At 44.0% G+C, this 15,110-nt stretch carries 8 protein-coding genes; 2 read left to right on the top strand and 6 right to left on the bottom strand.

Features of this window, described 5'->3' with window-relative positions:
* The first annotated feature begins 208 nt into the window (after positions 1-208).
* Both JJQ94_RS14360 and JJQ94_RS14355 read left to right on the top strand, forming a co-directional pair.
* Positions 209-1,540 (top strand): DEAD/DEAH box helicase, encoded by a 1,332-nt coding sequence (locus JJQ94_RS14360; protein ID WP_099031628.1) that lies wholly within the window; start codon positions 209-211, stop codon positions 1,538-1,540.
* Between the two features lie 2 nt (positions 1,541-1,542).
* Positions 1,543-2,373, top strand: coding sequence for a CvfB family protein (locus tag JJQ94_RS14355; protein ID WP_010379092.1), 831 nt, complete (start codon positions 1,543-1,545; stop codon positions 2,371-2,373).
* A 43-nt stretch (positions 2,374-2,416) separates the two neighbouring features.
* Here the strand turns inward: JJQ94_RS14355 and JJQ94_RS14350 are convergent, their stop codons facing one another.
* The 6 genes from JJQ94_RS14350 to JJQ94_RS14325 form a co-directional block, all read right to left on the bottom strand.
* Entirely contained in the window at positions 2,417-3,298 is an 882-nt protein-coding gene (locus JJQ94_RS14350; RefSeq protein ID WP_099031629.1) for a patatin-like phospholipase family protein, read from the bottom strand.
* A 162-nt stretch (positions 3,299-3,460) separates the two neighbouring features.
* On the bottom strand, positions 3,461-6,577 hold the full coding sequence (locus tag JJQ94_RS14345; protein ID WP_099031630.1) for an efflux RND transporter permease subunit: 3,117 nt from the start codon (positions 6,575-6,577) through the stop codon (positions 3,461-3,463).
* Positions 6,578-6,586: 9 nt separating this feature from the next.
* Positions 6,587-7,627, bottom strand: a complete 1,041-nt coding sequence (locus JJQ94_RS14340) for an efflux RND transporter periplasmic adaptor subunit (protein WP_099031631.1) — start codon at positions 7,625-7,627, stop codon at positions 6,587-6,589.
* A 278-nt stretch (positions 7,628-7,905) separates the two neighbouring features.
* Positions 7,906-10,074, bottom strand: a complete 2,169-nt coding sequence (locus tag JJQ94_RS14335) for a DUF6359 domain-containing protein (protein ID WP_099031632.1) — start codon at positions 10,072-10,074, stop codon at positions 7,906-7,908.
* Between the two features lie 70 nt (positions 10,075-10,144).
* Positions 10,145-12,184, bottom strand: coding sequence for a bifunctional 2',3'-cyclic-nucleotide 2'-phosphodiesterase/3'-nucleotidase (locus JJQ94_RS14330; protein WP_099031633.1), 2,040 nt, complete (start codon positions 12,182-12,184; stop codon positions 10,145-10,147).
* 319 nt (positions 12,185-12,503) lie between these two features.
* The gene (locus JJQ94_RS14325; protein ID WP_099031634.1) at positions 12,504-15,011 is read right to left on the bottom strand and encodes a DUF5666 domain-containing protein; all 2,508 of its coding nucleotides are present in this window, start codon (positions 15,009-15,011) and stop codon (positions 12,504-12,506) included.
* Between the last annotated feature and the right edge of the window lie 99 nt (positions 15,012-15,110).

The following is a 15,110-nucleotide window of genomic DNA, read 5'->3' as shown; positions in this document are numbered from 1 at the left end:
TGTATTTTCCTAGATTTAAGCTTTGATTAGCTTACACATTAAGCATGACGATGTGTAAAGCACGAAAACCGAGTCGCAAACCCGGCGCTGAGGCGCGTATTTTACGGATTTTTGATTAAAATGCAAAAAACACAAATTCTATATCCGATAGCGTCTATGCTTTGGTATAATCTCGTGTTTTTAAAATTCAAGACTTGGAGAAATTGACTTGAGATTCACTGAACTTGGGATAGATACGCGCCTAGAACAACAACTGGCTCACCAAGGGATCACGGAACCGACCGAGATCCAAGCGCATGCCATCCCAACGGCTCTAGCTGGCCACGATGTTTTTGCGCAGTCTAAAACAGGCTCTGGCAAAACCCTAGCCTTCTTGCTGCCTGCCGTACAGCGTGTAATGAAACAAAAAGCGCTGAGCAAACGCGATCCTCGCGTTGTTATCGTAGCCCCAACTCGTGAACTCGCGACTCAAGTATTCTCTGAGTGTCGTGCACTGTGTGCTGGCACTAATATTCAAGTCTGTAAGATTTTGGGTGGTGAAAACTACAATGATCAGGTAAAAGCGTTACGCCGCGACCCGCATTTTGTGGTGGGGACTCCTGGTCGTATTGCCGATCACGTTGAAAATCGCTCATTATTTTTAGGTGGTCTTGAACTGCTTATTTTTGATGAAGCAGATCGTATGTTTGACCTTGGCTTTGAAAAACAGTTAGACGTCATTAACGACTCTGCGGATCACCGCCAAAGACAAACGCTGCTATTTTCAGCCACGCTAGACCATACTCAAGTTGAAGCATCGTCACGTCAATTACTTAAATCGCCAAAGCGCATTATGTTGAGCAATGCCCATCAGCAGCATGAAGACATCAAGCAAGCGCTCTACTTTGCTGATCATTTAGATCATAAAGAAGCGCTGCTTAAGCACTTCATCACACAAGATGACGTAGGACAGTGCATTATCTTTACCGCAACCCGTGGCGATACAGACCGATTAAGCAAACTGCTAAATGAGATGTCGATTAAAGCGGTATCGTTGTCGGGCGATATGCCGCAAAGTAAGCGGTTAGACATCATGGAAAGCTTCAGCCGTGGTATCTATAAAGTGCTTGTTACCACAGACGTTGCATCTCGTGGTCTCGATTTGCTCTCTGTTACCCATGTTATGAATTTTGACTTGCCTAAGCAGGCAGAAGAATATGTCCACCGTATCGGTCGTACAGGACGTGCTGGGTTTAAAGGCACTGCGGTTTCATTTGTTGGTCCTAAAGATTGGGATAGCTATGTGGCAATCAAAAACTATCTTGATGAGCCACTACGTTTTGAAGAAGTCCCTGGTCTTGTTGGTAAATTCAAAGGACTTAAGCAAAAACCACAGCAGAGTAAAAATCGCCCTGCAGAGTCTGCACCAAAGCAAACAAGTAAACCTAAGAAAAAGCCGGTGAAAAAGTCACAACCGAGAAAAGTGGTCCCGCCACCGATTGATATTGACGGTACTATGCCGATGCGTCGCAAACCAAAACCACAAACTGACGAGGAATAACCATGTTAGGTCAAATCAAAATGTTAACCATTGAAGAGCTTACCGCGGAAGGAGCTTATTTAAACGGTGGTGAGCTTGGTGATGTGTTTCTTCCTCGAGCAGAAGTGCCAAAGCACACCGAAGAAGGTGACTCTGTCGAAGTATTTATCTATTTAGATAACTTGGGACACGCAACGGCAACAACCAAAAAGCCACTTGCTCAAGTCGGTGAGTTTGCCCTGCTTCGCGTAAAAGAGATCAATAAGGTTGGTGCTTTTATGGACTTGGGTATCGAAAAAGACGTGTTAGCGCCTTTCAATGAACAAAAACCGAAAATGCGCGACGGCTATAGCTATTTGGTTAGGCTTTACCTAGACAACGCCAGTAAGCGTATTTGTGCGTCTAGTGCGTTGGGTAAATTTTTAAGTAAATCAAAAGCCGAGTACGAAAAATTCGAAGAAGTAGATCTAATCGTCGCGGCAAAAACCGATCTTGGCTATAAAGTGATCGTCAATGAAAAACACTTTGGATTGGTCTTTTTCAATGATGTATTTAAGCGCATGTATATCGGTCAACGCATGAAGGGCTTTGTAAAAGCGGTTCATGACGAAGATAAGATTGATATCGTGTTAGAAAAGCCGGGGATCGGTAAAGTTAAAGACCTTGCGGAAATCATTTATAGCAAGCTCGAGGAAAGTGGCGGTTATTTACCGCTAGGCGATAAGTCAGATCCTGACGCCATCAAGCGTACTTTCTCTACCTCTAAGGCTAACTTTAAAAAAGCCATCGGTGGTTTATTTAAAGATGGCCGAATTGATATCGAAGCGACTTCTATTTCAATTCGCAAGTCTTAAACGCAAACAAATACTTAGCAAGTCTCAACCTGAGACTTGCTTGTTACATTACACTTACTTCAAGCATATCACGCCATTTATCTACCGCTTTTAATCCCAGTTCAAATCCCAATTTATAATCAGACTTTAAGGTCTCAGGGCTTGAGCCTAAAATCATAGATCCCAGTGGTCTATTGGGGGCTATTTGAATGACATTAACATCTTCTGGTGGTGAATTCATAAAGTTCACCGCGTCGGCATAGCGACTTTGATAGTGATGATACATTTCAAACATTCGAGGAGATTGGTTAACGCGCCGCATGATTGGCTTTAAGCGCTCAAGAACTGGCATTTTGCCATCGTCATGTGCCTCAATGGTTCTGATCACCCAAATCGTCTTTGCCCCTTGACTGTGTGCCCAACGAACGGGTAAAGGATCGGCTACGCCACCATCCATCATGCCGTGACCCGCAACTTTAACGCCTGGACGATATAAAAAAGGGATTGCACTAGAAGCCTTTAGATGGGTAAACATGTTATCGTGCCACGTATGCAAATAATGTGGTTCAAGCGAGTCTAAGTGACTTGCAACCGCATAAAAGTTACTTTCCGGCGTGAGGTGATTAGGCTCAGTTGGAAACCGTACTTTGCCGCTGTGCTCTACTTGTTGAAAATACCAATCCAAGTCAATGACGTTACCACCGGTAAAAAATCGCGCAGGACGGAAAAACTGTTGCTCCGTCGTCAGAGATTCGATAGCGGTTTGCGCATATTGACTTGCGCGAGCACAATAGGCTGCGAGGTTTTGTGCACCCGCTGAGACACCCACTTTTAAATCAAAAGGCGTAAACTTTTTCTCAAGAAAAGCATCAAGCACGCCCGCTGTAAAAATGCCTTTTTGACCTCCGCCCTCAGCGATAATTGCAGAGCGTATGTTATTTGTCATGTTGTGCTCTTTTTGTTATGTAAACCTGTACGCATCTTATTTTACTGTGGGCAAAAACCGTTAAATTCAAGCTTTCATACCACTTAGCAATAAAAAATGCCCTGCTGAATAGAAACTTTCAAGCAAGGCATTCGTAATATCCACAGCGTGATTAATATATGGTTAGAGTTTGCTTACAGAACTCTCTACCGGCCGTTTCAAAAAGCTGACTAATAGCGCGGGTAAAATGGTGAGTGTGACGATAGTTGCCATAGCAATACCACAAAGCACTATCATGCCAACGCCTCGATAAAGCTCAGATCCTTCTCCTGGAATGAACACCAATGGCGCAAGACCGCATAGGGTTGTCATCGTTGACATCACAATCGGTTTTAATCGCGTTTGTAGCGCTGAGATCACCGCCTCGTAAACACTCATCGCGGTACTCTCAAGGTTTCTGCGGCTTTGATCCACAATCAGAATAGGGTTATTAACCACAGTCCCTAACAAGATTAAAAAGCCGAGCATGGTGATCATGTCAAAAGGCTGGTGGAAAGTGCCTGTTATGCTACCAATGCCATTAATAGCAATTAGTCCAATTAAGCCCCCTGCCATGCCAAGCGGCACTGTTGCCATAATAAATAACGGATAGCCCCAATGCTTGAAAATTGCGACAAGTAGTAGATAACACAGCGCTAATGCAACGATAAAATTACTGCCCAGCGCTTCTTTGGTTTTATCTAACTGATCGGCAGCACCACCGATGCTCACATTGACACCAGGGAGCAGATCGCCCTGTCTCTGAAGCTGCGGTAATAATTCCATTCTTACTAATTCCTGCGCTTCCTCTAGCGCAACATTTCTTGGAGGAATAATATATACAGTCACGGTTCTACGACCATCAACTCGACGCAAACTATCACTGTCTGCTTTTTCTCGTAGATCGGCCAAAGCGCTCAACGGGATCAGTCCAGCTTTCGTGACAACAGGTGACTGCGCTAATTGCGAAAGACTTTGCTGATTACCCGACTCAGAAAATAAAAAGACGTCTACTTTGTCATCGTCTAAGATCAACTCGTCAACATACGCGCCATCACTCAGGGCTGCGACCGTATAGCCGAGTTCGTCAGCACTCATACCCACTTCAGCCAACCGTTGCCACCTTGGTTGAATCTCTATTAGCGGTTGGTCGAGTGTCAGAGAAGATGGCGCAGAATCCACTTGTGGATTATCAAAGACCTCCCCCGCTAACCGATACACTGCATCTGCCGAGCGGTAGAGCGCCGTTTGATCTGTACCGCTAATATCCAAAGCCACCGCTCTTGAACCGCCATCATTACTTGAGATAATCGAGCCTCTAGAAGAAAATGCGCGCATTCCTGGGTAACTTCTAAACTTGGTCGTGATTGCCTCCATCATTTCATCGATATATTCACGGTTGTATGGTTCACTCAATAGCCAAATGCTACCAACACCAACAGACATCGAATAATACTTTAAAGGTGGCAACGACGTTTTACCTGATACAAAATCGCTGTCATCGTTTTCCAAATGCTCGTTTAAATAAGGAAGTAGTTCATCGCTAATTTTTTGCATATGGCTGAGGTTATAGCCCGGTGGCGCTATCATCATAGAGAACGCTTTTGGCTCCTCTCCCTCTGGCAAATATTCGGCTTTAGGCATAAATAACCACGCACCACCGAGTAAAAACACGCTACCGAATACAATACACACTATGCGAGCACGCGCACTTGATAACATCGCCGGAATAAACGTTGGCAGTTTAGGCGTAGACAACATGCCACTGGAGATTTCCTTACAGGCAAAATTTGCATTTGCCGCAGGCACCACAAACAAGGCCACCAACATAGAAGCGATGATTGCAGCAGAAATCGCAATTGCGACATCGGAATAAAGCTGTCCGGCTTCTTGCTGAATAAATAAAATAGGTGCGAATACCAACACTGTGGTTAGGGTTGAAGCGAGCACCGCAGGCCATACCTCTTGAACTCCAGTAATGGCTGCTTGAAGTTTGTCGAGACCTCGGCGTCTGGCTTGCTCTATGTTCTCAAGTACAACGATAGTGTTATCAACCGTCATGCCAATGGCAAACGCGACACCGGCGAGGGAAATCACGTTGATCGTTCTGTCAAATAGCAACAGACCCAAAAATGCCGCGATGGTACAAATTGGTACGCCCATCACACCAATAAAGGTCGAGCGTGGGCTCTTTAAAAACCAAAACATCACCAGAGTCGCAAGCACCGCACCTAGCGCTAAATTAGTCCAAACATTTTCAACAGATCCTTTAACGTAACGAACATCATCGCTCAATAGCGTCAGTTGTAGTCCATTACTTGCGAGCATGTCACGGTTGATGCGAGCCACTACCTCCATCATTTCTTCTTTAATGGCCATCACATTGGAGCCGCTTTCCCGTCTCACCGAGAGCATTAAGGCTCGCTCGCCATTGTTATAGGCAATATCGCGCACTTCATAATGATCAAGCTTTACCTGAGCGATATCTTTGAGCTTAATTGTGGTGCCCGCACGGTGACTGACTACCAGCTCTTCTAGCGCTTTAGCTGACTCAAAACGGCCGACCATACGCAGCAAATAACGCCGTTTACCACTGTCTATATCACCTGCTGAGGCGTCTTGGTTACGGCTGCGTATTGCATTTCTAACATCAACTAGGCTAATTCCACGGCTCGCCAATTGTTCTTGATCTACCAAAATTTGTACTTGATAGAGTGCACCACCGCGCACACCAACCTGAGATACTCCACTGACTCTTTCCATTTCTGGACGAATAAAGTCTTCGGCATAATCGCGAAGCATATCAATATCAAGATTGAGTGGGTTCCCCGGTTGTGGCTTTAGATTAAAAAACATAAAGGCATTGCTCGAAAACGCGCTGCTGTATAACACCGGCTGGTCAACGTTTTCAGGATAGTTTGGCACTTGAGATAACGCATTACTCACGTTTATGAGCGCTTCGTTGACGTCGACACCAAATGGAAACTCAAGCTCTATCTCTGCCTCACCAGTATTGGCATAACTGGACATGCGAGTTAGATTCGCAAGTGAGCGAAGATACCTTTCTTGCTCTATAAGTATCTCTTTTTCAACATCTTGTGGCGTTGCACCGGGCCAATTGGTCACTACAGTGATGGTTCTTACTTCAAGATCTGGGATCATTTGCACCGGAATTTTAAACGCGGCAACAATACCCAATATCGAACAGATCAATACCGTTACTGCAACTAAAATGGCGTGATTTACACTGGCTCTTAACATCACCCGCTCCTATAAACCCGGTACAATGTTTAATGCCTGGCCTTCTTGCAATAACTCATTGCCTTCAACCACCACTTGTTGCCCTACCTCTAAGCCGGATAGAACTTCAATATGACCATTAATTCGCTCACCAATTTTTACGTTTAACCGCTTTGCTTGACCGTCAACGGCCACAAAGACACTGAACCCACCGTCGGGGTGACGCAAAATCGCATCGCTAGGAATAATCACGCTGTGGTCTTGTGCTCGAATTAGCGGCAGTTTTGCCGTAGCCGATGCGCCGACACGCAACTGCGCATCTTTTGGGATTGCCAATCTTAATAGAAACGAGCGACTGGTTTTGTCAACGACAGGAATTTTTGCCAATACATGAGCTTGATGCTGCACGCTTGGCGCGCTTGCAACACTAAAATTAACGACGCGGCCAAGGTTAATAAGCTGAAAGTACTCTTGTGGCACTTGCAAATCGAGCCACAAAATATCACTACTCACTAATTCAAACACCGTTTGTCCACGCGTCACCCACTCACCTAAATTAACCGTGCGCCTTGCTATCACCCCCGTAAAAGGCGCTTTTAATTGATGGCGGTTAACGAGCTCTCGCTGATAAGCTATCTTAGCTTGTGCTTCTAAAAGAGTTGCTTCTGATGCTTGTAACTTAGCCTCTCTGTCAGCAAGCTCAGTTTGCGCAAATAATTTTTGCTGCGACAGAGACTGTGCTTCTTTTACCAACCTTATCGCATTGTTGCGATCGACCTTGGCGCGCTCAAGTGCAGCTTCTACACTTTTCAGCTCAGCTTTTACTAAAGCGGCATCGAGACTCAGCAGTACAGTATTTGCTTCAACAATATCACCGGCTTCAGCTGAAATCTTAGTTATTACACCATCGGTTAAACTTGACACTTGTGCGTGTTGTGCTGCACTAATTGAGCCCGTTAAAGACAATGTTCGTTCAAGCTGTTGTTGCTTTACATCAGTGACCACAACGTTGACCGCTGCAGCATAAAGGTTAAAGGATAAAAGAGAGAGTATTAAGCAAACGCATTTCATGTAGTTTGTTCCAAAATTAAAAACACTATTCCTTTCAGTAAACACTAAGCAATAGCACCTACTGATCTCGACTAAGCATTGCAGCTGGCGAGTTTATGTCACTATAACGCCGACACACTAACACAAATAAAAATCATTACCATCCAAACTAGGTAAATGACCTCAAAAGTGTAGTTTGTGAAATAATGAATGAACAAAGAATATACAGAAATAACGCTTGGAATAAAGTAGACATAAACGTTGCTATGCCTACTTTAAGGCGGGTCAATTACAATGATTTAATTTAACAATACAAGTGAAGTAACATTACGAACACCGGGATGACTCATATAGTCATTTTTAATCCCTTCAACTCTCAGTGATTTACCAATCAAACTCGGGTTAAGCTTGGGACTAAATGCATCGCGCTGAGCTGCTTCCAACTTAATATATAGCTTGTTGCCAGCAACTGTTGGGTCGCTTAATTCAAGCGCATAGATATCGTTTACAGCAGCTGTGATTTTGCCACTGACTACCACTGCTGAGCCATTATTTAGCGCTAATACGTCAGCAACACTCATATCACTAGATGGCTCTGTCGTTGTAACAACGGTTTGTATCTCACTTACTTCTCGTATCCCCGGTGCACTCATATACGATGAGCGAACACCTTTGATAACTAAAGTAGAATCAAGAATGGATGGATTAAGCTGCGGACTAAATGCAGCACGCTGGTGACTTTCAAGTTTAACATTTATCGTATGATTTGGATTTTGGCTGTCCTCAAGTACTAAAGCATAGATATCATTAAGTGCAGATTTAACACGCCCAACAAGCTCAATTTCATTGCCCTCGGCGGTTGCAAGCGCCTGCTCAACCGACAATGCCACTGGTGCAATCTGAATATCGCTTACATAACGAATACCAGCCTCACCCATATAACTGTCTCGAGTACCAGTCACTATGACTGATTGACCAAGGATCTCAGGATTGAGTTGCGGGTTAAAGTCACTGCGCTGAGCAGGTTCAAGCTTTACGTTGATACTTAACGATGCGTTGGCAGTATCTGTGAGTAATAGGCCATAGATACCGTTTACTTCGGCTGTCACTTTACCTAACACAGCAAATTTAGACCCAGCTGAAGCAGCAAGTGCCTGTGCTACAGAAATCGCGCCATCAGGAGTTGGCTCTGGATCGGGATTAGGATCTGGGTTGGTTTGCTCTGAACCATAAGGCGCATTGAAAGAGTTATTTTTATAGCTATCTGTATTCCATGCATCAAAACCCGATGCAGGCGTCCCCCATGGCTGACCATTGTTTGGATCAGACATTTCTTGCGGCGCCATTGGCACTGGTGTTACTTCACCGCTCGCATGACCGTTAGTACCATCAAAGTACTGATACGGCTCAGGCGTTGCTAGCCAATTGATGATGTTGACCGAAAGTACAGCCGCATTACCACTGTCCGTCCAGCCGGGGTACGTCTTTTTACTATTGCCATTATCCTGACGCTTGTACTTAGGTGTAGCGTCTTCAATTGGGGAAGAATCACCAATAAATGCGGCTTTGCCTAACCCAGCTTTTGAGATAGCAACATACGGGCCTTCATTTCTACCACCAAAGTAAAGTCCATCATCTTTAGCATGACGCCACTTAGCTGGTGTATCTGAAGGTGAAAAATAAACCAAGCCCTTCGCTTTTTGTTCATCTACAATCGCAAGCGTCGCGCCTGCGGCCATCAATACAGGAGTAACTCCAAGTGTGATCCCTTCTGTTTTGCTCGCAGACTCAATACCACTTACGCCTTGCTTGTAGTCAGCGGCATTAAAGCGAAAGCGGATCCCAAAATTTTCTGCAAGCCATCCCATGTCTGCTGACTTTGGATTACGCCAGTCACCGTACTCACCACCTAGATTATACTTGGCCAGATCTGAGCGGTTGTAGCCGTTAAAGACTTCAGTGGCATCCCATGTATTTAGATTACGATCCGCGTCATAATGATCTGCAATAAAAAATATCCCTTTTCCATCCGATACAAACTGCAATAACGCCGCTTGCTCTGATTGAGTGAAAGGACGGTTAGTTTCTGCCAATACAAAGACATCTGCACCTTTAATCGCCTCGTAGCTGATAACCGCTTCATTTTGATTGCTTTGAGAGGTACGGTCGTCAAAGAATCTAATCTTGCCGTCATTGTTTAAATCAACACCACGATATTCTTTTACGGTATACCCTTCATTAACTAATGCATCCGCAAAATCTGAAAACGCACCATCAATAACCCAATCGGCGTTTCCTTCGACGCCACCGTGTGACACATCAAATAATACTGTCTTACCATTGTTGTTTGTGCTTGGTGTTTTGACTGGAATGTGGTTATTCCAGTCATACGGCTGCGCTGCAAATACAGATGTGGATATAGCTGCAGCCAAAACTACGCTGCAAAGCTTGAAGTTTACTTGTTTCATTCGTCAAATCCCGTTGAAAATTATAAAAAGAAGCAATAAAAAAGCCGCCAGAATATGGCGGCGTAGTGTATTAGTTCAGCGGTTGTGTTAAATCCAGCTGATAAAGTGCAAAACCTCTTTCGTCGGTTTTGCCGGTAGGTAGAATATGATTAAATTGCTGACTGTAAGTTTCAGCATCCGCACTGGTTGAGCTAAAGAATTCAATATTGGCGCCAACTACAGGTGCAAATGACCAGTTCATATCGGCGGACGGATCAAGTCCTGCTGCACCATTTTGGTCGCTAACAAAAGTAATATAGTCAGCAACGACCTGACGGTTCTCATTTGGCGAGTCGACAACGATTTTATCTCCCTTAATATTTGGGAAATTACCACCACCAGATGCACGATAGTTATTCGTTGCAACCAAGAATACTTGGTCGTCCTTCACCAATTCACCTTGATACTTCAATGCCTTAATGCGGTTACCGTTTGACACTTTTTCACCATTTGCCGCGTAGCGTGCAGGCTCAGTGACATCAATTTGGTACGTCACACCATCTAGTACATCATAGTTATATGAAGGAAAGTCTGGATTGATCAGCGCTTGAACGCCTTCAGTATTTGGTGTGATTTGATTGAACTGTCCTGCAGACATTTCAAGCCATTCGCGCACTTCGCTGCCCTTGAGCTTCAACACCTTAAGTACGTTAGGATAAATGTACATATCCGCAACGTTACGATAGGCGATATCACCTGCAGGTATTGCGGTAAAGTCATCTGGCCCGCCACGCCCTGCTCTAAAAGGCGCCCCCGCAGACAGAATAGGTAATCCATCAAGCTCAGTACCTTGCACGATTTTTGCTGTATACCATGCTTGTGCGTCAGTCACGATTTGGATTGAGGGATCGTCATTCACTAACGCAAAATAGCTGTTCACTGTGTTGGTTATTTTAGCAAAAGGCTCATTCACCCATGCGCGAGTTTCAGCATGCTCACGATGTACCGCGGCTTCAATTGCTGCATCGCTTTCTACCAACGATACCGTATTACGATTTTCATCCGTTTCATAGATAGCTTTCAGCGTCGACTGTGAGTCAACCACCACCCATTTACCTGATTTAAATTGGATATCTAGGTCAATTACACCAAGATGATTGCCCCAAAAACCAGGCATTACAGCCGCAACGCCATTGATTGTGCCTTTATCGTTATCAACACCATGTGCCGCTAAGTCTGCATAGCCCGAACCTGGGAAGTTTGCATGCGCGTGACCAAACATAATGGCGTCTATATCATCCACCTTGGACAAAGCATAAGATGCGTTTTCAGCCATTGGCTTATCGGCTGATACATCAAGACCTGAGTGCGGAATAGCAACGACAATATCCGCGCCTTCAGCTTTCATCTTAGGTACGTAGTGTTTTGCCATTTTTACGATGTCTTTGGCGATCACTTTGCCTTCAAGATTGGCCTTATCCCATTGCATGATTTGCGGTGGAACAAACCCGATAAAGCCGACTTTAATCACCTGAAGCTTGTCATTCTCGTCAAAGAATTGCTTTTCTTGAATTAGATAAGGCTTAAATAACGGCACATCATTTGTTTCATCTTCGTCGCCATCAACCTTAAACACGTTTGCACTAATATAGGGAAAGTTCGCATCGTCGATTGCTTCGTCTAAAAACGCTAGGCCAAAGTTAAACTCATGATTACCAATATTTGCGACATCGTACGCTAGTGTGTTCATGGCCTTATAAACAGGATGAACTTCTCCCTCTTTGAGATTTTTGATTTTCGCCATATAGTCGCCAAGAGGACTACCTTGGATTAAGTCGCCATTATCTACCAGCATGGAGTTTTTAACTTGGCTTCTCGCTTGATGGATTAACGCCGCGGTTTTCACTAGACCCACTTTGTCATCTTGCTTGTCTGAAAAGTAGTTGTAGTTCAATACGTTCGCATGCAAATCTGTGGTTTCTAGTAAACGCAAAGACACCGCAGTGCCCTCTTTTGGAATATCAGTTCCTTTCGGCACGTTTATATCAACATCGTTATCTGAATCTGAGCAACCAGTAATAATGCTTGTGGCACCGCACAGTAGTGCGATTGGAAGTAGTTTTGTTTTCATAAGTCCTTTCTTTACTTTGTTTGCATACCCGTGCGCATGCTTTTAGTTATTTCAGTAGTACCAATTCACGTCTCTTCTTATTCCACTTCATAGAAGCTGAACCTAGAAGCACAGCGAGTCAGTATAAACCGTTGCGTTTTGCGTGGCGGGTGTCACTATACGAGGGAAAAAAGTCAAGAAAGCTAAGCTTTTATGGCAGTTAGGTGCTAGAAATATGACGGTACTAAGTCAGGCGAAGTGAATTAACTTTAAAGTGATAAATATACAAGAAAGCCTCCATATTGGAGGCTTTAATTGCTTGCTTAACATTTAGTTATACTTAGTCTTCGAACTCTACTTTTTCAGCTTGAATATAAGTTTCACCATCCTCGGTTACTAAATACCCCTCCACTTCAACGTTTTTACCCGTTGCAATATCAGACTGACCACCATCTTCAAACTGAGTTTGCTCAGACACTTTAATTTTTTGGCCAAGTACATAAAACATGGTTGCTGAATCAACTTGCGTGATTAAACCCTCAACTTCTACATATTTTATTGCTTGAAACTTTAGCTCTTTAGCAACCACTGTCACGCCATCTGTGGTGTATCCTTCGACTTCCACTTCTAAACCATTGTCTAGTTTTTCAAAATTACCATGCTTAAACTCTGTGTTTGCGTTAACTTGAACACGTTGCGCGCCGAGATTGAACTGATAATCAAACGGAGAGTCCTTAACTAAGTCTTCGATAACCCCCGCAATCTCTAATTCTTCGGCATCGTCATCATCAAATTCAACTTTCTTAGCCAATAGTACGTTATCTTCGGTTAACACCCCTTCGACTTCAACAGAGACGCCATTAGCTAAGTTTTCACTGCTTCCATCTTTAAACTCAGTATTGTTATCCGTGGTAATTGAAATGCCGTTCACCATAAACTCAGACGCTGAGACGAAGTTGGTGACGTCACCTTCAACTTCAAGCTCAATGCCGTCTTCAGATTCGATTTCAATTTTAAGCGCAAAAACTGAGCCGTCGGCACGCTGAATCGCTTTGACTTCAACGAAGTCGTCATTAACAAATATGCCGTTTTTAAACTCGGTGTTTTCATCAAAAAACACGGTTTTACCATTGAGGCTAAAAGTTGCATCGACAGGGTTAAAGTCCGAAACTTTACCTGTTAATTCAAAAGTTCGGTCATCAAAGTCGTCGTCTTTGTCGTCAACCTCGACTTTCGTGGCGATAAGTGCATCACCTTGGATCACATAGTCAACTTCCGCGATATCACCTGCTGCCACTTGTTCAAAAAATTTCGTTAGATCAACATCACTCTCAAGCTCAAGTTCGGTTGCTCCATTGATAGCAAAGACCAGTTTACCAACAGTGATTGTCTGCTCAGCTGCATTCACAGCAGTAACTTTTCCTTCAACTTCATGCTCTTGCTGATCATTAAAATCACTCGCAGAGATGCGCTCTAAGTCTCTCACGACATAAGCATCTTCAAAGCCAAAAGCTTCAATTTCAACGACATCGCCAATATTAAGCTTCTCGAGTTTTAACTCTTTGTCCTCAGCATCTGACTCATCTTCAAATTGGGTATAGTTATCTACAAAATAACTGCTACCAAATACCGTTAGTGTTTGTGCTTCAAGATCAATTGCGTCAATGACACCAGTTAGTTCTATTTCTGACTGTTTGTCGAAGCGTACTTTTTTTGCAATCAGACCATCATCTGTAACAACGGCAAGTACAAATACACGCATACCGACTTTTAAGTCGTCATCGTCGCCTTTCTTAAAGTCAGTCTCATCGCTCAATATAAAATTATGGCCGCCAATTGCAAAAGCATCGTCACTGACTTGCGTTACTATGCCTTCGAATTTAGCCACCGCTCCCGAAGGCGCTGAATTGGCGCTTTCAACTTCGATGCTATCCGCAAGTAAAACGCCTTCTACAGGTAAGTTTGATGCTTCCACTTCTACTATTGCATCATTTTCTATTGTGCCTTCAACCTCTGTCGCTTGGCTGTAGTCGACAATAAGCGCCCCTAATTTAAATGTCTTGGCATCGAGGTTTAGTTCAGAAACTTTGCCTTCAACCTCAAACTCTCCATTTAGTTCTTCAACATCGATACGGGTAGCGGTGTATTGACCCTGCCCTTGATGCAGCGCACTGATCTCAACAAAGTCTCCCGTATTTAACTCAGTAAATGCGATAGTGAGCTTTGTGCGCTTATCAACACCAAATTCTTGACCCAAAACGGTAATTGTTTGATTTGCATAGTCTACTGCGGTCACTACACCTTTAGCGGTTGCGTCGTAGGTAATAGAGTCTGCAACCGCAAAGCCACCATCAGCTCCTTGTTTACCTTGTAAATTAACCTGCATACCGACTTTAAGGTTTGCTTGTTGCTCTGGTGTCGTTTCATAGCGTACACCGTTCACATACACACTGCCGAATCCCGTTACCGTTCCCTCAGCATTGACCGATGTCCGGTAGGTGATGGTGATCGTTTCTTCTTCATTGCTGCTTAAATCAACGGTAATTGATTCTTCATTAGGTTGATAAAGTGCCTGATTTACAGAACGAGAGGTAGCGGTTAGCTTATATTCACCCGTAGCAAGCGCGTTGAGTGTAGTGGTAGTAGAAATATCTTCGCTATAGTTTGAAGGACCTGTTAACGTTAGGTCTGCCTCGGCACCTGCGGGTAAGCCCTGTACCATGACTTTTATTGAACCTTTGGCTCCGGTGTTATCGCCAGGTTGCGGTTCGTCATCACTACCGCCCCCACATGCGACCAGAAGGCTACTTGATGCCAATAATGATGGTAATAACCATTTTCTATCCATTACATAATCTCCTAAATTTTTGGCTCATTTAGTACATGCAGCTGCTTTGCCACAAAAACTTAACATGCACTCTAGACGGCCAAAAATGAATACCCGCTT

Origin of the sequence: Pseudoalteromonas sp. GCY, assembly GCF_016695175.1 — a bacterium.
GTDB lineage: Bacteria > Pseudomonadota > Gammaproteobacteria > Enterobacterales > Alteromonadaceae > Pseudoalteromonas.
Note: the sequence above shows the minus strand (reverse complement) of the source record. Positions and strands in the feature narration are given on the sequence as shown.